This is a genomic window from Pseudomonas sp. HB05, assembly GCF_016756915.1.
Lineage (GTDB): Bacteria > Pseudomonadota > Gammaproteobacteria > Pseudomonadales > Pseudomonadaceae > Aquipseudomonas > Aquipseudomonas alvandae.
The window spans coordinates 91,725-117,924 of record NZ_JAESPG010000016.1 but is presented as its reverse complement, the minus strand read 5'-3'; the positions used below and the strand labels follow the sequence as shown (position 1 = coordinate 117,924).

The window sequence follows — 26,200 nt, the reverse complement described above, 5'->3', positions numbered from 1 at the left end:
TGGGAGCGAGCTTGCTCGCGAAGACGCCGGCACATTCAACATCTTCCTCAACTGGAACTCCACCATCGCGAGCGAGCTCGCTCCCACACTTGGCCATCGCGCTCGCGTTTGACATGTTCCTGTCAGTCACCCGTCACCTTGACGTCAGCGTCCCCCTCCTAGAGTGCAACCACCATCCCGGTCAGGACAGTGGAGTACACCATGAATATTCAAAACTTTTCGGTCGCCAGCCTGCTGGCAGTGATCACGTTGAGCGGTTCGCCTCTGTTTGCCAAGGAACAGACCCAGGCTCCGGCCTATGAATACGGTATGCCGCTGGACATTGCGCAGGCGGTTCGTATCGATGAGCCGAAATCAACCGTATGCGAAGTCGGGCAAGCAACGATGACTTACGTCGACACGCACGGGCAGATTCGTCACGTCACCTTCCTTCAACAGACAGACGCCTGCGCCATTCAGTAAGCCCGGTCGCACCAGTTTGCCATCCAACCAAGGAACTCAAATCATGTGGAACAGAGCAATCACCCCCGCAGGCGGCTTTCTATACACCATCAGCCAGCTCATGAGGCGGACCCGAACGTTGACGGCCGGCGTCGCACTCCTCAGTGCGATGAGCACCGAAGCATCGGACCGGGCGGTGCCCAAACCCGACTGGTCGACCCACGACATGCCTTCACAGAAGGGCCGGATTGCCCTGGTAACCGGCGGCACCAGCGGTATGGGCTATGAGGACGCCCTGGCACTTGCGCGGGCGGGGGCCGAGGTCATCATCGCGGCGCGCAACCCGGAGCGGGGTGCGGACGCCATCAAGCGTATCCGTGAGGCCGTACCCGACGCCAAGTTGCAGTTCGAGTCCGTGGACCTGGCCAACCTGTCTTCGGTGCGCGGCCTGGCCGAGCGTCTCAACCAGCGGCTGCCGCGCCTGGACGTGTTGATCAACAATGCAGCCATCATGGCGCCGCCTGAGCGGGGCACCTCCGCCGATGGCTTCGAGCTTCAGCTGGCAACCAACTACCTCGGACATTTCGCGCTGACCGGCCTGCTGGTTCCGCTCCTGCGGCAAAGCGACGATGCCCGGGTGGTGAGCCTTTCCAGCATCGCGGCCACGCGCGGCGCAGTGAATTTCGACGACCTGCAGTCCGAGCAGAAATACGACCCTTATGCCGCCTACGCCCAGTCGAAACTGGCCATCTTGCAGTGGTCGTTCGCGTTGCAACGGCGCAGTGACGAACAGAAATGGGGGATCCGCAGCATCGCCGCACATCCTGGCGTGGCCGTCACTGAACTGATCGCCCGGGGGCCGGGCGTCAACAGCGAGTTCGGCCAGCGCTGGGCGAAGGATCGCGATGCCTACCACTCTGCGGCTCAAGGCGCGCTGCCCACCTTGTATGCGGCGACTGCCGAGCAGGCCGTTGGCGGCGCCTATTACGGGCCGACCGGCGATGACGAAAAACGCGGTCCGCTGGGGTTCGCCAAGACGCCACCGGCCGCGACCAACGAAGCGGATGCCGAACGACTCTGGGCGACCTCCGAGCGCCTGACCGGCGTTACCTATCGCTGATCCTATCCAGGGCGCGGGCATCGGCCTCGCGCCCGTCCCGTAGCCTTCTTTCTGGAGTTCCCATGAGTACGATGACGTTCGTACAGCGGCTGAGCCTTGCCCTTAACGCCCATGACGGTGAACTGCGTCCGGCGCTGTGTGGCTTCCTGCTGTTTCTTTGCCTGTTTACCGGTTACTTCATGCTGCGCCCGATCCGTGAGTCGATGGGCATTGCGGCGGGCGTGGAAAACCTGCAATGGCTATTCACCGCGACTTTCCTGGTGATGCTGGCAGCCGTTCCGTTATTCGCCTGGCTCAGTTCCCGAGTGCCGCGGCTGCGCCTGATCGATTGGGTGTATGGCTTCTTTGGCATCAATCTGCTGATGTTCGTCGAGTTTTTCCAGTTCCTTCCAGACAGTGTCTGGCTCGCCCGGGTGTTTTACGTCTGGATATCGGTTTACAACCTGTTCGTCGTTTCGGTGGCGTGGAGCTTGATGGCGGATGTGTTCGACAGTGAGCAGGCCAAGCGCCTGTTTGCATTCATCGCCGCCGGCGCCAGCGTCGGCGGCCTGCTGGGGCCCGCGCTGAGCGCGCTGTTGATCAACGCGGTGGGAGCGTCAGGCTTGATGCTGCTCGCGGCTGTGTTGCTCGGTGCCACGCTGGTGTTGAAACGGACCTTGATGAGCTGGCGCGGACAGGGCGGGGCGGGGCGACCTGGTGCAGCACCCACGCAAAACCCGCGGCAGCCACTGGCCGGCAATCCGTTCAGCGGGATGGTCGCGGTGTTCAGATCGCCTTATCTGGTGGGAATCGCCGGCTTCGTGGTGCTGCTGGCGACGGTCAGCACGTTTCTCTATTTCGAGCAGGCGCGCCTGGTAGCCGAGCACTACCCGGACCGGGCATCGCAGGTTCGTATCTTCAGCACCCTCGATATCATCGTGCAGGCCGGCGCATTGCTGTCCCAATTGTTCATCACCGGTCGTATCGCGCCGAGGTTGGGCGTGCGTGCTTTGCTGGCGGTCGTGCCGTTGCTCATGTGCGTCGGTTTCCTGGGCCTCGCCCTGGCGCCGGGCTTTGCGCTGCTTGCAACCTTGATGATCGTGCGACGAATCGGCGAGTACGCGTTTGTCCGGCCCGGCAGGGAAATGTTATTTGCGCCCCTGGATGCCGAGAGCAAATACAAAGCCAAGAACTTCATCGACACCGTGGTCTATCGCGCCGGCGATGCCGTGAGTGGCTGGGCCAAGAGCCTGCTCGATCAGATCGGCCAAGGTGCAGGCGTGGCGGCGATGGTGGGGGCGTGCTGCGCGTTGTTGTGGGGATACCTGGGTTGGCAACTCGGACGACAGGCGGATTATGCCGCTTCAAGGGAGCTACGCCTGGCGGCTATTTCGGCAAGAGCGTGAAGAACGTGAAGAACGTCATCTGAATGATTTTCCTCACGCTCGCTACGCTCATTTGAACGTATGGACCAGCGCAGCCTCTGACACTAGGCTTTGTACGAAAAGTGCCTGCGCGACGATCATGCTGCGTTGAAAACAGGCTCGGAATGCTCATTGACAACCAGTCAACTCCGCTTCCTCGCCTGTTTTCGCCTTGCCTGATCGCCGCTCGGCGACTTTTCGTACAAACCCTAATGCAGGGCGAGCGCACGTCGCCCATTCCCGCTCGGAGGACAAGTTCACATGAAGATTCTAATGGTGCTTACATCCCACGATCAGTTGGGCGACACCGGCAAGAAGACGGGGTTCTGGCTGGAAGAGTTCGCCGCTCCGTACTACGTGTTTGTCGACGCCAAGGCGACGGTCACGCTTGCGTCTCCAAAGGGCGGGCAGCCACCACTGGACCCCAAGAGCGACGAGGAGAGTGCCCAGACCGACGCAACGCGCCGCTTTGCCACGGATACCCAGGCTCAAGCCGCATTGGCAAGCACGGTGCCGTTGGGCGAGGTTGATCCCTATGACTTCGATGCCGTGTTCTATCCGGGCGGCCATGGCCCCCTGTGGGACTTGGCCGAGGACACCGACTCCAAGACGCTTATCGAAGCCTTTTATGCCGCGAACAAACCCATCGCCGCCGTCTGTCACGCGCCGGGAGTGTTCAAGAACGTCAACGCACCGGATGGCCAGCCCGTGGTGAAAGGCAAGAAAGTCACCGGCTTCACCAACTCCGAGGAAGAGGCGGTGGGCCTCACGCAGGTGGTGCCGTTCCTGGTGGAGGACATGCTCAAGGCCAAAGGCGGCGAATATTCCAAAGGCGCGGACTGGGGCAGTTACGTCGTCGAGGATGGTCACCTGATCACCGGCCAGAACCCTGCCTCGTCGGAAGCGGCGGCCAAGGCGCTGCTCAAGCGGCTGAAGCAGGAACTGAGCGCTTGAGGCGACTTTGTGGGGCGGCCAGCCGGTTCGCCCTTTGCCAGCGCGCTCAACGACGGGGGAGGATCGATCATGCAAGACCCTTTCAACCTGGCGCGCTTCGTCGAGGCGCAGCGTCCGGTATTCAGTCGCGTCATGGACGAACTGCGCGCCGGGCGGAAGACGAGTCACTGGATGTGGTTCATCTTTCCGCAACTGCAAGGGCTCGGTCGTTCCGAAATGGCCAGCCTCTTCGGGATTTCCGGCCTTGCCGAGGCTCGCGCATACCTGCAACACGATGTGCTCGGACCCCGACTGGAGGAGACCGTGATGACGGTCTTGCAGCACAGCGGGACCAGCGCCGAGCGGATATTTGGCTCACCCGATGATTTGAAGTTTCGCTCCTGTCTTACGCTGTTTATCAGCGCCCAGTCGGGATCTCCCCTGTATCAACAGGCGCTCGATCGGTTTTATTCGGGCGAGCCAGATCGGCGGACGCTCGACCTGCTTGCTCGGCAGGTATGAAGCGGTCCACGTTCGCAAACCACCACAGGGCGGCCACTCCCAGAAGGACTGTCAGTCCAGCCAGGACCAGGATGACCTGCTGCGTCCCCAATGGCGCCGCCAGCAGGGCCACCAGCAAACCGGCCAGTGGCTGCGACAGGTTGTTGAGCAACGTGATCACCCCGACGGTCTTGCCGAAGTCCTGGGGCGGAATGACCCGTTGGCGAATGGTGCGCATGTAGACGTTGAACATCTTGTCGAAACCGACGATCAACAAGAAGCCCAGGACATAGCCCGACAGGTTTGGACTCAGGGCACTGATCACCCCGCCTGCAGCGATCATCGAATAACCAATTCCCCCTAAGACCCGCAGGGGCAGGGTTACTCGCGCGAGGAGCAACAGGATAAAGATCGTGGTTGCGGCGCCAGCCGCCTGCAAGCCGGCGTAGTGGTCCTTGCCGGCACCGTACTCGCCGATCACCATGGCGGCCGAAGTGGCCAAGGTGACGCCGACAATCAGGTTGACGCCCACCGCCAGCGCGATGATCTTTTTCAGTTCCGCCAGGTTGCGGATATGCCCGAAGGCGATCCGCAGGGGCTGTAGCCAGATGTCCTGGTGCTGCTCGTACACTTCCAGGCTTACCCGGCTGAGTCGTTGCCATACCCGCATGCCCAGGTCGGCGAGCAGGAATAGCGCGGCGACCCACAGCACCACCCAGTGCCATGCCCAGATATCCAACAACAATGCCGCCACCAATGGGCCGAGCACCAGTCCGGTCTGGTCGGCAATTTGTGAATAGGACAAGGTCTTGGTGTAGCTGTAATGCCGGAAGACATACGGCATCAGCACTTCGCGGGCCATGATGCCTTGGGTGGTCAGCACGCCACAGACGGCTGAAAGCACCACGACCCAGGCGATGCCGCCAAAAACGCCGTAGAGCGCCATCGCCAACAGACAAAGCAGCGCCCGATAGACCTGGCTGATATGCAGGATCCTGATCGGTGAATACTTGTCGCACAGGGCGCCGCACAATGGGAAAGCGAGAAAGCGCGGCAGTGATTCGACGAAGAACGCCAACCCGGCCCATGAAGCGCTGTTGGTGGTCTGGAACACTACCAGCGGCACGATGAACAACAGGATCTGGTCCGCCAGCCTCGATAGAAACAGCGAGATGAAAAAAGCCAAGTAATCCTTTCGCATGGAAACATCCTGTGACGAGGCGAAGCGGCGCACGCCACACACACTGACAGAATCAGGTCGGGGATTGAAGCGGGGTCGGCATCGGCTCGACGACGCGCGGTATCAATGCAGGGGTAGGTAGCCCGATGATGCTGTGCTAAGTTACCAAAGGTAGGTTAAACCCCAAAAGCAAGGAGGACAGATGATGTCACTCGATCCTATCCTGTTCATGGGCGGTTCTGGCGCTATCGGCCACCATACTGCCCGGGCGCTGCGCGCCGCTCATCCAGATGTACCGTTGTTGATTGGCGGACGTGACCTTGCGAAGGCCCAACGGGTCGCGGAGCAACTGGGCGGGGCGCAGGCCGTGGCGATCGACGCCGGTGCCGACGACCTGGGCCTCGGCGATCGCGCGGTCAGCGCGGTGGTGGTCTTCTACATGGACCACGCTCTCGCTGGATTGCGCTTTGCGCAGCAGCGCGGGGTGCCGCACCTGAGCATATCTTCCGGCGTTTTCGAGATCGCTCCGGAGATCGCCATGTACATGCATGCGCCAGGCGCATCGCCGATTGTCCTCGGTTATGAGTGGATGGTCGGCGCAACGACGGTGTCGACGTTCAGCGTTGCCCGTGAGTTTGGCCGGATCGACGATATCCGGATCAATGCGCTGGTCGATGAGCAGGACACGGGCGGCCCGACCGTTGCCAGCGATTTCGAACACCTGAACAAAATGCTCCCCGCCGCGCTGACCAGGCGCGGCGGATCATTTGTCTGGCGCGAAGGGGAGGACGCCAAGACGCGCTTCCATGCGCTGGACGGCACGGCAATCGAAGCCACGGGTTTTTCTTCCATTGACGTCGTCGGCCTGGCGGCTGCGACGGGTGCACCGAATGTCCAGTTCAACATTGGCATCGGGGTGAGCTCCAGCAGGCGCCAAGGACGACCCATGTCCACCGAGATCATCATCGAACTCGCTGGCGAGGATCTTCGAGGCAACTCGCTGCGCACCCGTCATGCCGTCGTCCACCCGGCAGGCACTGCGCCGCTGACTGGTCTCTGCGTCGCCATGAACCTTGAGCGCCTGCTCGGGTTGGACGGCCAGCCTGCAACCCCGCCTGGGCTCTACTTTCCCTATCAACTACTGGATGCCGAAGCGTATCTTGAGCGTTTGCGGGGAGAGGGCGGAGAGATGCGTAGATTGCCGGTGATGTAAGCGCTCCGAGCACGATTCGAAGCTTTGAGTTTATGTGGCGCTTGGGTTCATGAGATGCGAGCGAAGCCAGTTATCTGGGCTTTCCGTCATTTCCAACAGCCGCTTTTGTTGCCAGGCCGGCGCACTGGTTGGGAACAGCGCCGCGCCCGGCCGGAACCGCGCGAGACCGCAGGCGGCGGCGATGCGTTGACGTTGCTGGCCACGGACCAGCGCTTGCATAAAACTGCATTCGTTCTGGGCCAGTCCCAAGATGTAGCGAGTCCCCACTTGGAAATTTCCGCCATTGGCCTGCCACCAGGCATCGACGGACTGAGGGTTTGGCCAGGGCAGGTTCTCATCGGGGTCCATGAGGACATGCGGATCTTCGGGGTTATCGTTCGGGCCCGCATCGAAATCCGGCAAGACGTGTAGCTCCAGATCGAGCAGGGCCAGGTCGGCTCCGGTGATCAGGCTGAAGGCTTCGCCAGCGACACGTGCACAAGGCGCGTCGGCCATTTGTTGGATCAACCACGGCACGCTGACCGGATCGCCCAACAGTCCAAGGGCCTGGATGCCGATGCGCCGCTGCCGGGGATCCTGTACCCACTGGCGTATCCAGGCGATGCTCGGTTCGCGCGCCTGCCAGGCCAGCAGCACGCAGGCCGCGCGGTATTGAAACTCGCCTGGTTGCTCGGCGAACAGTCGCAGCGGTTCGAGGGCTTGCTGGTCACCCATTTGCGCCGTTGCCCAGTTGGCCCAGAAGCGGGTGGCAGGGTGCATATGCGTTCGGTGGACTTGCAAGGCCTGTGACAGGTCATGCCGGCGCAGCTCGCCGGCGGTGCGGGCGGCACGTGCAAGTACGCTGGGATCAACATCGGACAGTCCGGCCAGCAGGACGGCACCGGGGTCGTGGCGGTGCATGCCACACGCCGCCAGGCCGAGACGGCGAAAAAGCGGTTCGGGCGCCGCAAGCATGCGGTCGATCCAGGGCTCTATGCGCGCCCAGTCAAGCCAGCCCAAGGCCATCAGATAGCCGCGCTCTGTTTCCGCGGCGCTTCGCAAATGCTCGCTGAGCCGCGACAGCGCTTTTGCATCGGCCGCCTCGAAGGCCAGCACCACGCTGGCGAACATTTCGCCGACGGTGTGCGGGCCGAGCTGCTCCAGAAGGGCTTCCAGGCCGGCTGACCCGGCGATACGCAGGCCATCGAGATGCGCTTCGATACGCTCTTCCAATGCGCCCAGTTCATCCAGGTCGTAGTGGGGCGCGCGCAGTGCGTAGTCGCGCAGGACCGCCAGGAAACCGGCTTCCTCAACGTGCAGGTCGAGCACAACGGGCAGCGTGGTCATTGGCCTTCGATCCGGAAGGGAGATTTCGCCTGATCAGTCAATTTGCAGGCACCGCGTCCAGTTCGAACCATCGAACTCCATGACGTCCTTCGGCCCGATGGACCACATGATCCCGTCGGCTGCGCTCAGGTGGTAACAGGTGCCCGGCGCGTCATCGCCAAAATCGACGGGCTTGAGCGTGTCGCCCTCCAGTCGGTAGACGAAATGGGTGGAAGACACATACAGCTGGCCCTGGAAATATTCCATGCCCCAGAGATCCTCCCGGGTGCTGTCGTGCTCGATCACTTCCCATTGATCATTGCGACCACGCAGCAAGGTCCCGAGCTGGCCGCAAGCATAGGCAAAACCGTCCGGCGCGCAGCGCACCTTATAGAGCGCCAGGTTGGTCGGGCTGTTCTGCTGGGTGAAGACGGCACCGTCATATTTCCAGATTTCGCCTTCCCAGCCGACGGTATAGATTTCCTGCTCGCTGAAGCCATCGATGGATTCGAAGCTGGTGTCGGTGATGGGGGTGTCGCCCACCTGGGCGCTCTGGTCGATGCATCGCCATTGGTCTTCGCCGTTGCGCACGTAGGCTTGGCGGCAGGTGCCTACGGCGTAGGCGCGACCTTTGGCGATACCGCGGATTTCGCGAAGGGGGCCGCGTTTTGTCGGGTCGACTCCGCAATTGGCAATGGGCGGTTCTTCCTTGACTGCGCCTCCACCGCTGGCTCGCACCGAGCCGTCCGTGCCGAGCGCCAGGTACCGCTCGGCCGGCACGTGGCAGACCGTTCCGGAACAGGCAAGCCAAGGCACTGTGCCGGAATACCAGGTTCCACGGTCGAGTGTGTACAGAATCGACCCCGTGTAGCCTTCGCTGATTGAAAGGTCATTGGTGGTAATCAGGTAGCTGAGATCCGAATATCGAACGACTCCGGTGCCAATGCTGAGTCCACTGAATCGTCGGTCTAGTGCGTCCATCTTTTGGTTTCCTAATAGGATTAGCGACCGCTATCGCTATTGTTATCGCTTGGGCACATCTCGCTGATGGCTTTGTCTCGTTCGTGTTGGTTACTGGTCATGGAGGCCCGTGCATTGATCGGTTTCTCCTTGCCCGGGCTCTTCGCCTGGTCGTGGTAGTTGTTCAACTGGGCTTCCAGGCATTTCTGGGAGCACTTGGAGTCCGGAAAGGTTTTCCTGGCAGCCAAGGCCCCTGTCTTCGTGGCCTTGGCCCTTGGCCATTCGCCTTTCGCGTCGGCCGATCTCAGGGCAACCACTCCACGCCGGGTATGCATCTGGCCATGGGTGGCAGTGGTCTGGTTCGGGCCCTCCACGCACATGACCGGCGCCTTGTCGGTTTCGTATTTGCTCCAGCCTGCTTTTGTCGGATGCTGGTTCCTGGGCTGGCCCGCGAAGGCCGGGCCGTCGGTAAAGGACGCCGAATCGATCAGGTGATCTCCGGTTTGTCCCGGGCAACATCTGTTGGGCTTGTACGGGGCGAGAAAACAGCGCAGGGCCTTTTGGCAACGATCGGCGTTGATGGTCTTGGCCAACGAGGAGTACTCCTTCAGAACGCCGGTATGGGCGGCCATGTACGCAGGATCGTCCGAAAATCCATCGCCCGCTTTCTTCTTGGCGGTATTACGCGTCTTGAGTGCGTCTTTCAGCGTTTTGGTATCCGGGCAGACCACCTTCTTATCGGTGTCGCATGCCTTTTTCAGCCGTTTCCTTTCCCCCTCGCATTGCGCCAGGCCCTCGGCGATTTCCATTCTGTCCGAATAAGGCCAAGGCACCGTATTGCCGGGTTGGGATGCGTGGTTATGGGTGGTCAGGTCCATGTGTCGGACGACGTTCTTGCCCTCGTACTTCACATCCATCGACCAAGAGGTGAAATACACCTTGCCCTTGTTCCGGCTGGTGACAATGCCTTTTTTAGGCGCGTTCCCAGCCTCGTCGCCATAGCTGGTCTTGAAGTAGCTCTTGTCCTTGAGCATCACTTCCTTGCCAGTGATCTTCACCGTTCGGGTGCCTTTGGTCGTGTCCTTGGCCATGCCCGTGTTGGGGTAGGGAATGGGCACGCCCAACGGGGTGGGCGGCGCCTGGGGCGGGGTGAAGCAGACGTCTGGGAAACAAGCGATCGACTTGCCGTCCGCCGCCTTGCAGGAAACCTCCATGTTGTTGGCAAACACTTCGTTGGCCATCAGGCAGCCCTCACGATCCGGTAGCTGAGCAGCGCGGCGGCGCGTTCGCCGGCGTCGTTGCCAAGGTGGCAGAAGATGTTCGGCCCTTCGCCATAACCCTTGCGACTGGCGGCCAGCGCCACGGCAAGCATCGCCGGGCCGATGGCAGCGCCCACCTCGCCGATGCAGTCGGCCGGGTGCCAGAGATGGAAGAATTCCTTGCGCACCCGCAGGCTGCGGCTCAGGGCCAGCGACGCCTCCTTGAAGTAATACTGTTCGCCGGAAATGTCCGTCAGGCGGTAATCCATCTGTTCGAGCCCGCAGCCGGCTTCTCCCAATGCCACGCGCACGGCTTGGGTCAGGCCTTCGGCACGCAATGGCAGGTCTTCGGATTCCACCGTGGCCGGTTCCACACCGAAACCCAGGCCGATGCAGGTCAGTTGCGGCCCTTCTGCGGCGATGGGGGCGGCCAGCACCACCGCTGCGGCGCCTTCGCCGGGGATGAAACCGTTGGAGTTTTCGCTGGTGAGCAAGCGTTCGCGTTGCTCGAAGGCGGCCAGGGTAGGGCCGCAAAGCAGCGAATCGACGCCAGCGACCAGCACGTGGCGATGACCGTCCTGGTAGATCAACGTCCGCGCATTGAGCAGGGCCACGGCCGCACTGACCCGGCCCCTCGGAATAATGATGGAGTCGGGATGAAAACGCAGGCCCAGCTCAGCCTCGATGTCATGCAAGAGCGCCATGTCGAGGCCGTCCAGGCGCCCGGGACGCTCGGCTTCAGCCACGCCCAGCAACAGCGGAATCTTTTCCGGCGAAATCCCAGGAAGGCTTTGTAACGCCTCGGCGATGGCGAGCGCGGCCATCTTGATCAGCTTCGTGCGGCCGCGCCAGGGCTGTTCCAACGGCACGCTGGCGCCGATGATCCACTCGCCGGCGCGGTCGATGAAACGGGTTTCCTGGAAGTGGTCGATGGCACAGCGAATTGCCGCGCAGCTCGCCGGAGCGCTTAGGCCGACGGCACTGACCATCCCCGAGCCGATGATGCACAGGGCGGCCATCAGTGCGCGTCCTCGGCAGCCCGTTTGGCTTTGACCAGGGCATCGAGCGACGGGTAGTAATCCTTGCCGAGTCCACGAGCACGCCACCAGGCCTTGGGCATGGTGCCGACGAGCACTTGGGCAATCTCAAAGATGTTGCGCCGCAGCGGACGGGCGATGCGCCAGGTCAACTGCACTTGGCGGGCATCGGTGTCGATCAGCAGGGTGTCGATCAGCGCCGGCACCGTTTCATGAAGGCCTTCCTTGCGGAAAAAGGTCACCGGCACGTCCATCTGGGGAATGCGAAAACTTGTTCGTTCCTGCGGGGTCAGGTTCAGCAACAGCACCTCTTCGCCGCCGCGCAAGTAATCGGTTTGCTGATCGATAGGCGCGGCCTGGAAGTAACGGTTATCGAAATCCGTTGGCAAGAACGGAAAGCTGTCAGCCAACCATGCATCGTCATAGGTGCCTGCAAAACGGGCGCGTTGTGGCCAACTGCGGCCAATGGGACCGAGGGCCATCGGGTGGAAGTCGCCGGACGGCGAGTCGATGGGCTTGCCCAGCTCCTCGGTGTTGGGCATTGGCCTGCCGACTATGTCGATGTCATCGGTGCCGCCTGGGTACCAACCGCAACCGCTCGGGTTCTGCGGATGGCAATCACGCATTTCCGGCATGTTCGCGAGGGTGCGGGAGCCACCGAAGGCTTGGTCGTAGGTGATGTCCTGCTCCGTAAAAGCCAGGGGTTCACCGGGCGACAGGCCCATCAATCCCGGCTGCCATTGCCGTGGGCCCAGCACCGAAAAGGCTTTGCTGACCCGGCCGACACGAAGGCCCGCCGTCAACTGGGTCACAGGCCGTCCACCCGGCGCATAGGCTTTGCCACACACCAGCACATCGCAGAATGGCTTGAACGGGGCGAAGTCCATTTCCTGGCGTGGGGCGCTGAGGCCCGGCTCGCCGAGAAAGGTGTCAGCCATCAGCAAGGGTTGCTGAATGTCTGCGAGGTTCGCGGCGCGGCCATCCAGCGGCAGATCGAACGTGCCCTTGGCCACGACGACCAAGGATTCGCGGCCGTCAGGTGCCATGCCCAGGGTATAGGCGACTTGCAGTTGGCTGGCGTTGAGCAGTTCCATCGCGCGACTACCTGTCTAGTTGATCTGCACCGAACCGCCCTTGATGCGGTTGACCCCGCTGGAGCGACTGGAGAGGTAGGTGCCGCGGATGATCACCTTGCCCGCACGGGTCAGGGTGATGCTGGCCTTGCCACAGCGCAGGACGATTTCCCGCTCCGCGCAGAACTCCAGGCGCTCGCCGTCCAGGTGGGCCACGGCGGGCACCGCAGTATCCGGCAAGCGCTGGATGCGACCGATCACCAGCGGCCGGGCAAGGTCGCCGGCCTCGAACATCAAGGCGACCTGGACACCAATGTCCTCCCGCGTCAGCGGCGTGGTAGTGCGCGCGACGAGGCCCGCATCGGCGGGGCAGCCGGGGAAAGCAACCACCGGGGCCTGTGCCGTGGGCACATCCAGCAGCACGCCAATCACCACGCCGTCGACGCGCACCGAAGGGGCAGTGGAGGATTGCGGAAAATGATATTCAACGCTCATGACGCCCACTCCGTGGCTAGTTCTGCAGGATCTTCTGGCCTTTGACGACCACGTTCTTGTTGGCCTTGATGTTGATGGCACCGGAGCCGTCGATGGTGATGTTCTTGCCGCTGATCACAATGCTGCCGTCTTTTTTCAGGGTGATGCTGGCCGCGCCCGTGGTCAGGCTGATCGAGTCGCCGGCGTTGAGGGAGAAATGCTTGCCCACGTCCAGGCTATCGTTCTGCTTGATGCCGGTGCTGCGGTTTTGCGCGACGTCCCGGGATTCGTTCTGGCCGATCCGCGTGCCCTGGTTGCCATTGATCTCGATTCCTTCGTTGCCCTGGACCGTCTCGTTGCGGTTGCCAGAGATGCCGATGGTCTCGTTGCCACCGACGTCTTCCGTGCGATTGCTGGCGATGCTGATTTTCTCGTTGGCGCCGACCTTTTCCGTGCGGTCCGCACCGATGGTGATGGTCTCGTTGTTGCCAACGCGCTCGGTGCGATTGGCGCCTATGGTGATCTTCTCGTCATTGCCGACGTCCTCGGTACGGTCGACGCCGATGGAAATCGTTTCGTTGTTGTCGACCCTTTCCGTGCGGTCGTGTTTGACGCGTACGGTCTCGTCATTGTCGATGGTTTTGCTGCGGTCATGCCCGACCCAGTGGGTCTCGTCGTTCTCGACCTCGATGTCCTGGTTCTTCTCGGCATGGATGAACAGTTGCTCCGCACCTTTCTTGTCTTCCATGCGGATTTCATTGAAGTTGGCCTGGGTGCCGTCCTTGCTTGAGCGGCTTTTCACCCCGCTCTGGGTGGCATTGGCCGGCAACTTGTAGGGCACCGTCTGCTCGGCGTTATAGACGCGGCCGGTGATGATCGGCCGGTCCGGATCCCCTTCGAGGAAGCTGACGATGACTTCCTGGCCGATCCTCGGAATCTGCACCGAACCCCAATTCTTGCCGGCCCAGGCCTGGGATACGCGAATCCAGCAGGAGCTGTTTTCGTTGGACTGGTCATGGCGGTCCCAATGGAAATGCACTTTGACCCGGCCGTATTGGTCGGTCCAGATTTCCTCCCCACCGGGGCCGACCACCACGGCAGTCTGGGGGCCGCGAACGATGGGCATGGGTGTGAGGGGCAGGGGACGGAAGACCTGGCTGGCATCCATGCAGTCCAGTTCGCTGACGAACTGTTCGGCCAGGTCCGGTTGGCCGCTTTCATAGGCCTCCTGGCGGATCTGGTAGCGGGCGATGACCACCAGGTATTCGCGGTTCTGGTCCGCGCGGTCGTAGCCGGTCAGGGTGAACAAATGGCCGCAGCCCAGCCCGCGGGCGCGACCGCGCAACTGCACGCGCTCGAACTGGCTGTGAATGGCTTCGATACGGGTACGCGCGTAGTGGTCGCCGTCGTTGCTTTGGACGTATTCACCGGGATAGTCATAGAGCGGGTATTCGCCGTTGCTGTGATTGCGCGGCACACTGGAACGCACCTCGAGGCTGGCGCGGGGACGCAAAAAGTCGTAGTCGTTCAGCGCCAGCGAACCAGGCTGCACCTCCCGGGCCATTTGCCAATCATAGAAATGGTCGCGCTCGCGCATCTGCCGATCGGGCGGGTAGAAGGGCACCGAGGCATAGTCCGCCGCCGTGGAGTGCGCGCCGTAGGCGTCGGCCAGGACCAGCACATGACGGGCCTTCTCATGGCGAAAGTAGTAATAAATGCCTTCCTGCTCCATCAGCCGGCTGACGAAGTCGAAGCTGGTCTCGCGGTACTGCACGCAGTATTCCCACTCGCGGTAGCTACCGCTCAGGCTGTCTTCGAAGTCCGAGAAACCGAGGTCACGGAACACTTGCTTGATGATGTCCGGCACGGTCTTGTTCTGGAAAATCCGGCAATCGGAGGTGCGCGTGAGCAGCCAGAACCAAGGACGCAGGCTGACGCGGTAACCGGCGAATTGGCCGTGCCCCGTCAACTGCCGACAATTGCTGACGATGCCGTGGAAGTAGCGTTTGCCGCCGTCGTATAGCTCGAGGGTCAGGCCCATCGGCTTGCCGAGCAACTGGTCGAACTGGATCGCGCGGTTTTCCGAGGTGAGGTCCAATTCGTAGTGGAACAACCGCCCCAGCTCTTCACTGCCATCCATGCCTTGCAACAACAGGGTGTCCGCGCCGAGGGGACTGTCGACCTGGACCAGGCGATTGTTCTGGGTGATTGCCATCACGGCTTCCAAGCTGCGCGGAGCACCGCAAAGGGCCCGGTGCCCGGTCGCAACGGCTCGGTAGTCAGGTGGGCGGCGTGCAGGAACGTGGCGTTTTGATCAAATCGAAGAACATCCACCACAGAGGTGATCTCCCTATCAGTCTCGAATCATTCAAGGCGCGCACGCAAAACTCCTTTTACGTGCAGATGGCATGTGGAATTGGTTATAGCAGTCATTCCTGGAAACTGCCTATAGGACGGATGACCTAGGCACATAAGCTGATGGCCCCTCGAAAGTCCTCAAATCCATCGTTAAATGCCAGAATCTCCCTGTCAGATCGTTTTGGAGATCACCATGCTTCACGCATTCGAACAACGGCTCGACCCTTTCCCGCCCGACGAAGTCCCACCGCCACCCGACGGTCTGGCCCGGTTCCTGTGGGCCTGCACCCGGGGCGCTCGCGGTTACATCCTGGCGTTCGCGCTGCTCAGCGCCGGCGTGTCGATCTACGAAGCCTGGCTGTTTTCTTTCCTCGGGCAAGTGGTGGACCTGCTTTCCACCTGGCAGTCAGGTGGCGATGCGGCCGGGCAGGAAAGCCGGGTGTTGTGGGGGATCGGCATCATGCTGGTCACCAGCATTGGCCTGGTCGCGTTGCGCACGATGGTCCAGCACCAGGTCTTGGCGATCAACCTGCCGTTGCGGCTGCGCTGGGATTTTCATCGGCTGATGCTGCGACAAAGCCTTTCGTTCTTCTCCGACGAGTTCTCCGGCCGGGTCACCACCAAAGTGATGCAGACGGCGCTGTCGGTGCGCGAGGTGCTGTTCACCCTCATCGAGATCATTCCCGGGATCGGCGTTTACTTCATCGCAATCATCGCGTTGGCTGGCGGCTTTGATTTGAAGTTGATGCTGCCTTTCATTGCCTGGGTGGTCTTGTTCGGTGTTGCCATGCGCTACTTCGTGCCGCGCCTGGAGAAAGTCGGGCAGGAACAGGCCAATGCGCGGTCGTCGATGACCGGGCGTATCTCCGACGCCTACACCAACATCACCACGGTGAAGCTATTCTCCCATTCCAAGCGCGAAGCCCATTTCGCCCGCGCCGCCATGGAGGATTTCAAGCAGACCGGTTTTCGCCAGATGCGTCTGGTCAGCCAGTTCGAGATCGTCAATCAGGCATTGGTGGTCGCGTTGATCATGGGCTCGGGCGGCTATGCCCTGTGGCTGTGGCATCAAGGCGAAGTGGGCACTGGCGCCGTCGCGGCGATTACGGCCATGGCGTTGCGCATCAATGGCATGTCGCACTGGATCATGTGGCAAATGACCTCGCTGTTCGAGAACATCGGCACCGTGCAGGATGGCATGGCGACCTTGACTCGCGGCCCCAAGGTGCAAGATTCGCCGGACGCCGGCGTGCTGGTCACCACCGGTGGCGCGGTGACCTTCGACAACGTGAGCTTCAACTACAACGGCGAACGCCAGGTCCTCGACGGACTGAGCCTGAGCATTCGCCCGGGCGAAAAAATCGGCCTGGTGGGCCGCTCCGGTGCCGGAAAATCAACACTGATCAACTTGTTGCTGCGCTTCTACGACGTGGACAGCGGCGAGATCCGGATCGACGGGCAGAACATCGCCCATGTCACCCAGGACAGCCTGCGCAGCGCCATCGGCATGGTCACCCAGGACACATCGCTGCTGCACCGGTCCATCCGTGACAACATCGCCTATGGCCGACCTGACGCGACGGACGAACAAATCCGCAGTGCCGCAGCCAGTGCCCAGGCCGATGGATTCATCAACCAACTGAGCGACAAGCAAGGCCACTCCGGCTACGACACCCTCGTCGGTGAACGTGGCATCAAGCTTTCCGGGGGCCAGCGCCAACGCATCGCCATCGCCCGGGTGATGCTCAAGAATGCCCCGATCCTGCTGCTGGACGAGGCCACCAGCGCACTGGACTCAGAAGTCGAAGTGGCAATCCAGGAAAGCCTCGATGAAATGATGAAGGGCAAGACCGTGATCGCCATTGCGCATCGCTTGTCGACGATCGCGGCCATGGACAGGCTCATCGTCATGGATGAGGGGCGCATCATCGAGCAAGGCACCCACGCCGAATTGCTCGGCAAGAATGGGACTTATGCGCGGCTTTGGCATCACCAGAGTGGCGGATTCCTGGGTGAGGATCAGGGTGTGGTTGAGGCGGTGGAGTAGGCGAGGGCGCTAGCCCCGTTTACCTGGCCAGCACATCACTTCTGCACAACCGCCACCCGACGACCGCTCAGGTAACACAGCAGCCCACCCATGGCGGTCAATGCGCTCAAGGCATAGAACATGGTCGGGGCCGGGGTGTGCAGCAGCAGGTAGCCGCAGATCACCGGACTCAGCGCGCCACCGAGGGCTGCGAGGTTTTGCGCGCCGTAGTAGCTGCCGCGCAGTTCTTCCGGGGCCAGGGTGTCGACGAACAGGAACTCGGCTGGGTAGATGATCATCTCACCGAGGGTGAAGATGAACATGGCCACGCACCAGGTCAGCATGTCGTCCGCCAGGCTGAAGCCGACCAGGCCCAGAATGAACAGGCCGGTGCCCGCGGCGATCCAATAGCGCAGCTTCTCGCGGTCGAGGAACCGACCGATCTGGTATTGCAGCAGGATGACCGTAATGGCGTTGCAGGCGAGCAGGGCGGCCATGATTTGCAGCGCGCGTTTGGAATCGTGGGTCACCAGCAGGTACTGCGACAGATAGAGCGTGAAGCGACCGTGTACCACGGTGCTGAGCAGGCAACCGCCGGTGAACATGATCAGGGTGCGGTCGTTTTTCAGGGTCTTCAATGTCTTGAGGAAACTGGGCGGTGGCGCCAGGGCCGGTTTTGACGCTGCGTCGCTGGGGATGCCGGTCATCAGGAAGATGCTCGCAAACGCGATACCGCCGGCGATAAGGAAGGGCGCGATCGGATAGACGCCGGCAATTACCACGCCGAGCATGGGGCCGGTGGCGTAGCCGATGTTGGTCAGGGTGTAGCGCAGGGAAAACGCCTTGGCGCGCTGGCCGATGGGCAGGTTTTCGCTGAGGATCGCTTTGGAGCCGATCAGGAACAATGCGGACGCCGTCTCGGTGATGACGACGGTCAGGGTAGTCAGGTAGAGGTTTTCGGCAAAAGTCAGCAGGACGAAGCCGATGGCGCTGGAGAGCATCGCCAGGATCAGCAACCGGCGCTTTTCCAGGCGGTCGATGATGTAGCCGCCGTAGAGGGCCAACAGGGTGGCGGTGAACACCGCGATGCCGAGCAGCAAGCCGACGTCCTGTTGGTCCAGGCCCAACTTGTTGCTCAAGAACAGCGTGAGCAAAGGGCTGGTAATGGCGCGGCTGACGACGATGGTCAGTGACACGATCATCAAGCGTCGAATAACGAGCGAGTAAGTGGCCACGGTGATGCAAATGTCCTTATTCAGATGTTGGCGTGCACCGCGATGATCCGCGAACCGGAGCCAGAGTAATCAAGCCAGCCACCGTTCCAGTGTGCGAACGGATTCCAGCTGTTCAATGCAGCGCAGTTCTTCCATCAGTCCAGCCGCCTGCTCCAGTGGCATCACCCGCGTCGCCAGGTCGAGAAACTTCTCCTCCAGGGCCACATCATCCAGTGGATTGCCTGGCGCACCCAATGGCACGTCTACGCACAGGCTCGCCTGCCGACCGTCCACGGTCCGCAGCGTGACCACCGGCTCGCCATCCTCGGACAGTAGCGGGTCAACTTCAAGGTGGATGCGCGACATCCATTGGCCCATGCGTGGATGGTTGCGTTGCAGGTCGTTGTAGGCCTGCAATCGGCAATGCCCTTGCACCAGTCGCGCGGCCAAGGCATAGGGCAGGCTCATTTGCGCGCCGGCAAGGGTAGTGACATCTCGGCCGCCACACATGTCGTGAAGAAATCCGCTCAGCGAAACGTGTATGTCTTCAATCTGGTCGAGTCGTACGTTCAATTGACCCAGCAGCAGGCCCAGGGCGTCGATGGCCGAATGCGTGCCTCGGCACGACGCGTAGGGTTTGATCGAGCAGCGGGCGAGCTTCCAGACCACACCGAGACCTGCATCCAGCGCTTCAGGCGATGACGTTGCCGGAGCCAGGGTTTTCAGGAAACCACCCCAGACGTCGTCGAACAATTGCGTCGGGCCGGTGATGCCTTGCCGGGCAAATCGCGCCGCCAGCAGGCCTCCTTCCGCGGCACGTCCGCTGTGCAGTTTCTTGCTTTGCGAGCCGTCATGGATGAACGCCCACAAGCCGCCGCTGAAACTGCCGGCAATGCCCAGGGCCGCAGAGGTCTGGCGCACATCCAGGCCGAGGATGCGTGCGCAGGCGGCGGCTGCCCCGAATACGCCGCAGGTTGCGGTGGAATGCCAACCGGCGCCGTTGTGGGCGGAATAACCGCCGCAGGCTTCGAGCACCCGACGGCCCACTTCGTAGCCGATCACTACGGCATTGATGAATTCGCGCCCACTTACAGGCTGGGAAAGCAGTGTCATTGCTGCCATCACTGCTGGCAGGACGACCGCACCGGAGTGATCGCAACCACCAGTGTCGTCCAGCTCCAGGGCATGGGCGGCGACGCCGTTGAGCATCGCCGCCTGGGACGCGCAAACCTTCACGCCAGTGCCCCAGACCGGGACTTTTCCTGCTTCACCGACGAAGACCTTGCGGGCCTGTTCGGCGACACCGCTGTCGGCGCCGGCCAGCGCAGCGCCGAAGGTATCAAGGATGTGCCGCTTGGCTTGTGTCACCAACGCAGGTGGTAAGTCTTCGGATCGCAGGTCCACGCAGAATTGCGCCAGGCGTAGCAAGCGTTCGCTCATGAAAGATAGCCCCCTGAAACATCGCCCCGATAATGCCGCTCATAGACCGACGCCGGATGGTCCTCGGCCACCGGCGCTGCGGTTGCTGCCCACCACTGCGCGACCTCGGCGCCCGTGGCGATCCACACGTCATCGTGTTGTTGGATGCCCTTGATCAATTCACGCAGCACGCCTATCCGTCCTGGCGTGGCGATGATTTCCGGGTGCAGGCGGAGCACGTAGCAAAGGCCAAACCGGTGGAACCCGGCGAAGTCCATCTGCAGGTTGCCCAAGGTGTGGCTGTAGGAGGCGATCCGCGATTGTGCGGGTGGCACCGCCGGGCTCAGGTTGAAGGCGAAGTAGGGCTCGTCTTCGAGCTCATAATGCAGCGGCACCTCGATCACGCCAGGTGCAGTCGGGTGGGCGAATGGCAAGTCATCGCCGCGCCACGACGAGGACCAGCGAATGCCCTGGTCTTTCAAGGCCTCGATGAACCCCGGCGCGCCATTGCCCGCCGGGATTCGAAAGCCGACCGGGCGTTGGCCGGTCAGCCTGGCCAGGGTTTCGCAGCCCTTGGCGATGTCGTCGCTTTGCGCCGCCAGGTCCAGTGTGTCGTAGTCCTGATGGCGATAGCCGGCGCAGGCGACTTCATGGCCGTCGGCCAGGATCGCCTGGATGTGCCCGGGGTTTTCCTCGGCAACGATACCGGGAACGAACCAACTGCTGGGGACGCCGAGTTCCTGGAACAGGTCGAGCAACCGCTCGACGCCGCGTTGGGTGCCGTAGCGCCACACTGACAGGGTCTTGTCACGTCCGGCGACTTCCGGGGCCTGCGTGAGAATGCCGTGGATGTCGTTGTAATCCACGGTCAATACCACGGCGCAGCGATGGCCGTTCGGCCAGATTGGCGAATCAGCCATGATGATGCTCCTTGAGCCACCACTGGGCGACGTCACGGCAGGTGGCGAACCACACGTCATCGCGGGTGCGCATGTGTTCGAAGAGTTTTTCCAGCAGCAGGATGCGGCCCGGCTTGCCGGTAATCTTGGGGTGGAAGAGGGTGGTCAGGCATAAGCCTTCGTCCATGGCGCCGTCGTATTCGCGGCACCAGTTATCCAGGGTCAGCGCGTAACTGGCCGTGCGATCCAGCCCGGAAGGGAAGTTCGGCGCGCGGGTGTAGGCCAGGGAGGCGTAATCGTCCATCTCCCAGCGGCCAGGGATTTCCACCAGTGGCGTATCGAATCCCGGGACGTTCACCAGGTACGGTCGGTCATCGCCGCGCATGCTGCTGGAATAGGTCACGCCGGCCTCGACCAGCATGGCCGGGGTTTCGGCACGCCAGTCGCCGGACGGCGTACGGAAGCCTTCGGCGCGGATATTCAAGTGCTTCCAGAACACCTCGCGAGAAATGTTCATCACGTCCTTTTGCTGTTCCAGCGTCAAGGCGTAGAACGATTCGTGCTTGTAGCCGTGATATGCCACCTCATGGCCGCGCTCGACGATCGCCTGGCACTGTTTGGGCCAGTTCTCCACGACCCAGGCCGGGACGAAGAATGTCGTCGGGATACGGAACTCATCCAGCAGATCGAGCAAGCGTGGCAGCGCCCGGTAAGGCCCGTAGCCGCCGAAGCCGAAGTATTCGGGCTTGCGCCAGATCGAGCCGTTGAGCATGGCATCACCGGTCGGGCCATCGAGATCGAAGGCCAGGGCGAGGCAGGCTTTGTAGTTGTCAGGCCAGGTGGGTTGGGTTGAGGAGGACATCTGTAGTGCTCCAATAATCTTTCAAATACACAACCCATCCTTGTGGGAGCGAGCTTGCTCGCGATGAAGCCGGCACATTCAACATCTGCGCCGGCTGATACACCGCTTTCGCGAGCAAGCTCGCTCCCACATTGGATTCAGGTTGCCTGCGCTATCACTTCCCGGCGTTGATCGTCACCGTCTTGATCGCACCCAGCTCCAAGTCCCACTTCTTGAGAATCACCTGGTAGCTGCCGTCATCGATCATGCTTTGCAGCGCAACCTTCACCGCCTCGCTGAGCTCAGGTTTCTTCTTGCTCACGCCCATCCCGCTGTACTGCTCGGAGATTGGCAGGCCCACGGTCTTGTACATGTCCTTTTCCTGGGTCTTGAGGTACGGCAGGGTTTCGCTGCCTTGCATGGCCGCGTCGATGCGGCTCTGGCGCAGTTGCGCACGGGCATCGGCCGAGCCTTCGGTGCCGATCACATTGATCGCAGGCTTGCCGGCGGCTTCACAGTTGGCCTTGCTCCACGCGGCGATTTCCGCCGGGAAGTTGGTGCGCCGGCTGGTACCGACTTTCTTGCCGCACAGGTCGACGATCTCGTTGGTGTCCTTGTTTTTCTGCAAGGTGTAGAACTGCGGGCCGCTGGTGAAATAATCGATGAAGGTCACGCTGGCCTGACGTTCGGCGGTGTCGGTCATGCCCGACAGCACCATGTCCACACGGTCGGTGGTCAGGGCGTTGATCATCTGTTCGAAGCCGGTTTCCTGCCATTTGATCTTCACGCCCAGACGTTCGGCCAGGGCATTGCCCAGGTCGTAGTCAAAGCCGGTGAGGGTGTTGGTGGCCGGGTCCTTGAAGTCCATCGGCGGGTAGTTCGGCATGATTGCTACGACGATCTCGCCCTTGGCCTTGATGCTGGCCGGCAATTCGGCCGCGAAGGCGAAGCCTGAGGCCATGACGCTTGCGAGTACTGCGGGAATGATGAAGTTCTTCATGGTCGTTCTCTTATGAGTGTTGTGAGCGCCAACCGACGCTTAGGTTCGAACGGCAGAAATGAAGCTCTGGGTGCGAGGGTTTTGCGGGCTTATTAGTATTTCTTCGGGGCTTCCAGCCTCCACGATCTGTCCTTCGTCCATGAACACCATGCGGTTGGAAACCTCGCGGGCGAAGCCCAGTTCATGGGTGACGACGATCATGGTCATGCCGGTCTGCGCAAGATCGCGCATCACCGACAGCACCTCACCGACCAGTTCCGGGTCGAGTGCCGAAGTGGGTTCATCGAACAGCATCAGCTTGGGCCGCATGGCCAGCGCGCGGGCAATGGCAACGCGTTGCTGCTGGCCGCCCGACAGTTCGATCGGGTAGCTGTTGCGCTTGTCGGCCAGGCCCACGCGGGCGAGTAATTCCAGGGCTTCTTCATTCGCCTCTTTCGGGGAGCGCTTGAGCACCTGGCACGGCCCTTCGATGATGTTCTGTAGCACGGTCATGTGCGGGAACAGGTTGAAACGCTGGAACACCATGCCGGTGGACAGGCGCTGGCGGGCCACTTGCGTTTCGTTGAGTTCGTGCAGTTTGTTGCCGACGATCCGGTAACCCACCAGTTCGCCGTCGACCCACAAGCCGCCCTTGTCAATTTTTTCCAGCTGGTTGACGCAGCGCAGCAAGGTGCTCTTGCCCGAACCGGAGGGGCCGATGATGCACAACACTTCGCCTTGCTCGACTTCGATGTCGATGTCCTTCAGCGCGTGGAACTGGTCGTAATATTTGTTCAGGCCCACGGCCTTGACGATGCTTCTCATGTGGGGCTCCTCAAGAACGCTTGCCGGCGCCGCGGGCGAAACGACGCTCCAGGCGGCTTTGGCCAAAGGACAGGACGGTGACGGTGGCCAGGTACCAGATCCCGGCGACGATCAGCAGCTCCATCACGCGGGCGTTGGCGTAGTAGATGTTCTGGGCGTTGTAGAGCAGTTCCGAGTACTGGATGACGCTCGCCAGCGAGGTCATCTTGACCATGCTGATGAACTCGTTGCCCACCGGCGGGATGATGATGCGCATGGCCTGGGGCAGGATGATCCGGCGCAGCGCTTGCAGGCGCGGCATGCCGATGGACTTGGCGGCTTCGTATTGCCCGGTGTCCACCGAGAGCAGGCCGGCGCGCACCACTTCGGCGGTGTAGGCGCCCTGGTTGATGCTCAAGCCAAACAGCGCAGCCACGAACGGCGTCATCAGGCTCACGGTGTCCATCTCGAACAGGCCGGGGATGCCGATGGTGGGGAAGATCAGCGCCAGGTTGAACCACAACAGCAGTTGCAGGATCAGTGGGGTGCCGCGAAACAGCCAGGTATAGGTCAACGCCACGTAACGCAGGATGGGGTTGGCCGACATGCGCATGATCGCGGTGATCACGCCGAACACGATACCCAGCGCCATCGCCAGCACCGCCATGACGATGGTATTGAGCAAGCCCCACATGATCGCCTGGGAGGTCAGGAACTGACCTATGTAGGACCACTCGATCTTGCCCTCGGCGAAGGCACGCACCAGGCCGATGAGTGCGATGACGATCACCGTGGCGAAGAAAATCCGCCCGTAGTAGCGTCGGGGCACGTGGTCGTACTGGGTGATGTCGAACTGGTTTTCCGCCAGCTTGCGCTCCGCCTGGAGTCGTTCTGCCTGTGTCTGGCTCATGTTGGTTCTCCGTACTTGGTTTCGCCGCCATCACTGTGGGAGCGAGCTTGCTCGCGATAGCGGCGGATCAGCCAAGTTGATGTTGAAAGTGAAACCGTAATCGCGAGCAAGCTCGCTCCCACAGGTTTAATGGCGCTGGTTCAAAGACGAAATCCTTGATAGTCCTCGGTCCATCGCTGCTGGGCGGCGAGGGCGGTTTTCAGGCGGCTGATCTGTTCACGCACCTGTTGCGGCGCAGTGCCTCCCCAGCCGCTGCGCGCAGCGATGGCGGCCTCGAGGGTCAGGCTTTCGCGGACTTCCGGGGTGAGCCGCGGGTCGATTTCCGCCAGCAGTGCCGCGGAGGCGTCCCACAATTCGATGCCGTGTTTCTCGCACGCCTGGACCAGTGCCCCAGTGATTTCATGGGCCTCCTTGAACGGCACGCCGCGCACCGCCAGCCAGTCGGCGACTTCGGTGGCGAGGGTAAAGCCCAGCGGCGCCTGGCGTCGCAGTTCCTCGACGTTGACCTTCATCGTCGCAACCATCCCGGCCATGGCCGGCAGCACCAGCAGCAGGGTGTCGACGCTGTCGAGCACGCCGTGCTTGTCTTCGCTCAAGTCGCGGTTATAGGACAGCGGCAACGATTTGAGCGTGGACAACAACCCGGTCAGGTTGCCGATCAGCCGGCCCGCCTTGCCCCGCGCCAGTTCGGCGATGTCCGGGTTCTTTTTCTGCGGCATGATCGAACTGCCGGTCGCGTAGGCATCGTCCAGTTCAACCCAGCGAAACTGCCGCGACGACCACAGGCAGAACTCCTCGGCGAGGCGTGAGATGTTGATGCCGAGCATACTGGCGATGAACAGGAACTCGGCGACGTGATCTCGGCTGGCCACGGCGTCGATGGAGTTCTCGCAGACACCGCTGTAACCCATTTCCTTTGCCGACTGCTGAGGTAAGCGAGCGATTGCCGAGCCCGCCATGGCCGCCGCACCCAACGGGGACAGCGACGTGCGCGCGTCCCAGTCCACCAGGCGCTGCACGTCGCGCAGCATCGATTGGGCATGGGCCAGCAAGTGATGGGCAAACACGATCGGTTGTGCCTGCTGCAGGTGAGTAAATCCGGGGCAGATGCTCTCGACATGCTGCTCGGCCTGGTCCACCAGCGCCTGCTGCAGCCCCAGCACCTCTACGGCCAGGGTGCGCACATGGTCACGCAGGAACAGCCGCAGGTCGTTGGCGGTCTGGTCGTTGCGCGAACGACCGGCCCGCAGCTTGCCACCCAGGGCACCCAGGCGCTCGGTCAGCAGCCGCTCGATGAAGGTATGGACGTCTTCGTCATCCAGGGTCGGGGCAATGCTGCCGGCGCGGTAATCCGCGCCGATACGCTCCAGCGCGTCGAGCATCGTCAGGGTTTCCTGCTCGCTCAGCAGTCCGGCGCGCTGCAATTCCCGGGCATGGGCCTTGGACCCGGCGAGGTCGTACGGGGTGAGCCGGAAGTAACGTTCAGGACAACGGGACAGGGCCGCCAAGGCTTCGGAAGGTCCGCTTTTGAAACGGGCACCCCAGAGACGGTCGGTGGTTTGGGACATTGTTGTTTTCCTCGTCGGTAACGCGAACTGAAACGGGTACTCCAGGCCATGACGCCGCCACAAAAATCGGCGAGCGAAGTCAGGCCAGAGCAGTTTTCAAGGGGGCAGTTGCATCAGTGCGAGAGCTGATCGAAGTGTCAGCTTTTAATGTTTCCAGATCAGCGGTTCGGCGCTGATCCTCGGGATTTATTGGCAGTTGCCAAGCCTGGTTTTCTGTGATCATTATTATTAGGCCAGCGTGTTTTTGTTGTTGGGCACAGGTTGTTGAATAGGGCGCCAGAGG

The 26,200-nt window shown here is 61.7% G+C and carries 23 protein-coding genes; 7 read left to right on the top strand and 16 right to left on the bottom strand.

Annotation, left to right across the window (positions count from 1 at the left end):
* Positions 1–201: 201 nt before the first annotated feature.
* The 5 genes from JMN22_RS15480 (at position 202) to JMN22_RS15460 (ending at position 4,419) form a co-directional block, all read left to right on the top strand.
* The gene (locus tag JMN22_RS15480) at positions 202–462 is read left to right on the top strand and encodes a DUF2790 domain-containing protein (RefSeq protein WP_030138914.1); all 261 of its coding nucleotides are present in this window, start codon (positions 202–204) and stop codon (positions 460–462) included.
* Positions 463–610: 148 nt separating this feature from the next.
* A complete protein-coding gene (locus tag JMN22_RS15475) occupies positions 611–1,561 on the top strand; it encodes an SDR family oxidoreductase (protein WP_407683746.1) in 951 nt (316 codons plus the stop codon).
* Between the two features lie 62 nt (positions 1,562–1,623).
* Complete coding sequence (locus tag JMN22_RS15470) at positions 1,624–2,946, top strand: NTP/NDP exchange transporter (RefSeq protein WP_030138912.1); 1,323 nt, start codon at positions 1,624–1,626, stop codon at positions 2,944–2,946.
* Positions 2,947–3,225: 279 nt separating this feature from the next.
* Entirely contained in the window at positions 3,226–3,918 is a 693-nt protein-coding gene (locus tag JMN22_RS15465; protein ID WP_030138911.1) for a type 1 glutamine amidotransferase domain-containing protein, read from the top strand.
* A 69-nt stretch (positions 3,919–3,987) separates the two neighbouring features.
* Positions 3,988–4,419, top strand: coding sequence for a DUF1810 domain-containing protein (locus JMN22_RS15460; RefSeq protein WP_198796473.1), 432 nt, complete (start codon positions 3,988–3,990; stop codon positions 4,417–4,419).
* Here the strand turns inward: JMN22_RS15460 and JMN22_RS15455 are convergent.
* Complete coding sequence (locus JMN22_RS15455) at positions 4,316–5,599, bottom strand: MFS transporter (RefSeq protein WP_080628528.1); 1,284 nt, start codon at positions 5,597–5,599, stop codon at positions 4,316–4,318. The two genes, JMN22_RS15460 and JMN22_RS15455, sit on opposite strands and share 104 nt — an antisense overlap.
* 184 nt (positions 5,600–5,783) lie before the next feature.
* Between JMN22_RS15455 and JMN22_RS15450 the strand changes: the two genes are divergently transcribed.
* The gene (locus tag JMN22_RS15450; protein WP_198796474.1) at positions 5,784–6,791 is read left to right on the top strand and encodes an NAD(P)-dependent oxidoreductase; all 1,008 of its coding nucleotides are present in this window, start codon (positions 5,784–5,786) and stop codon (positions 6,789–6,791) included.
* A gap of 30 nt (positions 6,792–6,821) precedes the next feature.
* Here the strand turns inward: JMN22_RS15450 and JMN22_RS15445 are convergent, their stop codons facing one another.
* From JMN22_RS15445 to JMN22_RS15415, 7 genes are read right to left on the bottom strand one after another with little or no spacing between them, the layout of a single operon-like run.
* Complete coding sequence (locus JMN22_RS15445) at positions 6,822–8,117, bottom strand: TIGR02270 family protein (protein ID WP_198796475.1); 1,296 nt, start codon at positions 8,115–8,117, stop codon at positions 6,822–6,824.
* 33 nt (positions 8,118–8,150) lie between these two features.
* Positions 8,151–9,077: a hypothetical protein gene (locus JMN22_RS15440; RefSeq protein ID WP_236010298.1), complete on the bottom strand. Its 927-nt coding sequence runs from the start codon at positions 9,075–9,077 to the stop codon at positions 8,151–8,153.
* A 20-nt stretch (positions 9,078–9,097) separates the two neighbouring features.
* Positions 9,098–10,297 (bottom strand): PAAR-like domain-containing protein, encoded by a 1,200-nt coding sequence (locus tag JMN22_RS15435; RefSeq protein WP_198796476.1) that lies wholly within the window; start codon positions 10,295–10,297, stop codon positions 9,098–9,100.
* Complete coding sequence (locus JMN22_RS15430; protein ID WP_198796543.1) at positions 10,297–11,337, bottom strand: hypothetical protein; 1,041 nt, start codon at positions 11,335–11,337, stop codon at positions 10,297–10,299. The genes JMN22_RS15435 and JMN22_RS15430 overlap by 1 nt, the downstream gene beginning before the upstream one ends.
* On the bottom strand, positions 11,334–12,446 hold the full coding sequence (locus JMN22_RS15425) for a DUF2169 family type VI secretion system accessory protein (protein WP_030138903.1): 1,113 nt from the start codon (positions 12,444–12,446) through the stop codon (positions 11,334–11,336). The genes JMN22_RS15430 and JMN22_RS15425 overlap by 4 nt, the downstream gene beginning before the upstream one ends.
* Before the next feature lie 15 nt (positions 12,447–12,461).
* Entirely contained in the window at positions 12,462–12,920 is a 459-nt protein-coding gene (locus tag JMN22_RS15420) for a DUF6484 domain-containing protein (RefSeq protein WP_030138902.1), read from the bottom strand.
* Positions 12,921–12,936: 16 nt separating this feature from the next.
* The gene (locus JMN22_RS15415; RefSeq protein WP_030138901.1) at positions 12,937–15,114 is read right to left on the bottom strand and encodes a type VI secretion system Vgr family protein; all 2,178 of its coding nucleotides are present in this window, start codon (positions 15,112–15,114) and stop codon (positions 12,937–12,939) included.
* A gap of 336 nt (positions 15,115–15,450) precedes the next feature.
* Here JMN22_RS15415 and JMN22_RS15410 point away from each other — a divergent pair, with 336 nt between their 5' ends.
* Complete coding sequence (locus tag JMN22_RS15410) at positions 15,451–17,304, top strand: ABC transporter ATP-binding protein (RefSeq protein WP_198796477.1); 1,854 nt, start codon at positions 15,451–15,453, stop codon at positions 17,302–17,304.
* Positions 17,305–17,339: 35 nt separating this feature from the next.
* Here JMN22_RS15410 and JMN22_RS15405 read toward each other — a convergent pair whose 3' ends face one another.
* The 8 genes from JMN22_RS15405 to argH form a co-directional block, all read right to left on the bottom strand.
* Entirely contained in the window at positions 17,340–18,518 is a 1,179-nt protein-coding gene (locus JMN22_RS15405) for an MFS transporter (protein WP_198796478.1), read from the bottom strand.
* Between the two features lie 69 nt (positions 18,519–18,587).
* Positions 18,588–19,937, bottom strand: coding sequence for an MmgE/PrpD family protein (locus tag JMN22_RS15400; RefSeq protein ID WP_198796479.1), 1,350 nt, complete (start codon positions 19,935–19,937; stop codon positions 18,588–18,590).
* A complete protein-coding gene (locus JMN22_RS15395) occupies positions 19,934–20,836 on the bottom strand; it encodes a polysaccharide deacetylase family protein (RefSeq protein ID WP_030138897.1) in 903 nt (300 codons plus the stop codon). The genes JMN22_RS15400 and JMN22_RS15395 overlap by 4 nt, the downstream gene beginning before the upstream one ends.
* A complete protein-coding gene (locus tag JMN22_RS15390) occupies positions 20,829–21,677 on the bottom strand; it encodes a polysaccharide deacetylase family protein (RefSeq protein WP_198796480.1) in 849 nt (282 codons plus the stop codon). Before JMN22_RS15390 ends, JMN22_RS15395 begins: the two co-directional genes overlap by 8 nt.
* 154 nt (positions 21,678–21,831) lie before the next feature.
* On the bottom strand, positions 21,832–22,656 hold the full coding sequence (locus JMN22_RS15385) for an ABC transporter substrate-binding protein (RefSeq protein WP_030138895.1): 825 nt from the start codon (positions 22,654–22,656) through the stop codon (positions 21,832–21,834).
* A 39-nt stretch (positions 22,657–22,695) separates the two neighbouring features.
* Positions 22,696–23,460, bottom strand: coding sequence for an amino acid ABC transporter ATP-binding protein (locus JMN22_RS15380; protein WP_030138894.1), 765 nt, complete (start codon positions 23,458–23,460; stop codon positions 22,696–22,698).
* A gap of 10 nt (positions 23,461–23,470) precedes the next feature.
* On the bottom strand, positions 23,471–24,349 hold the full coding sequence (locus tag JMN22_RS15375) for an amino acid ABC transporter permease (protein ID WP_030138893.1): 879 nt from the start codon (positions 24,347–24,349) through the stop codon (positions 23,471–23,473).
* Positions 24,350–24,489: 140 nt separating this feature from the next.
* Entirely contained in the window at positions 24,490–25,917 is a 1,428-nt protein-coding gene (argH, locus tag JMN22_RS15370) for an argininosuccinate lyase (protein WP_198796481.1), read from the bottom strand.
* Positions 25,918–26,200: the final 283 nt, after the last annotated feature.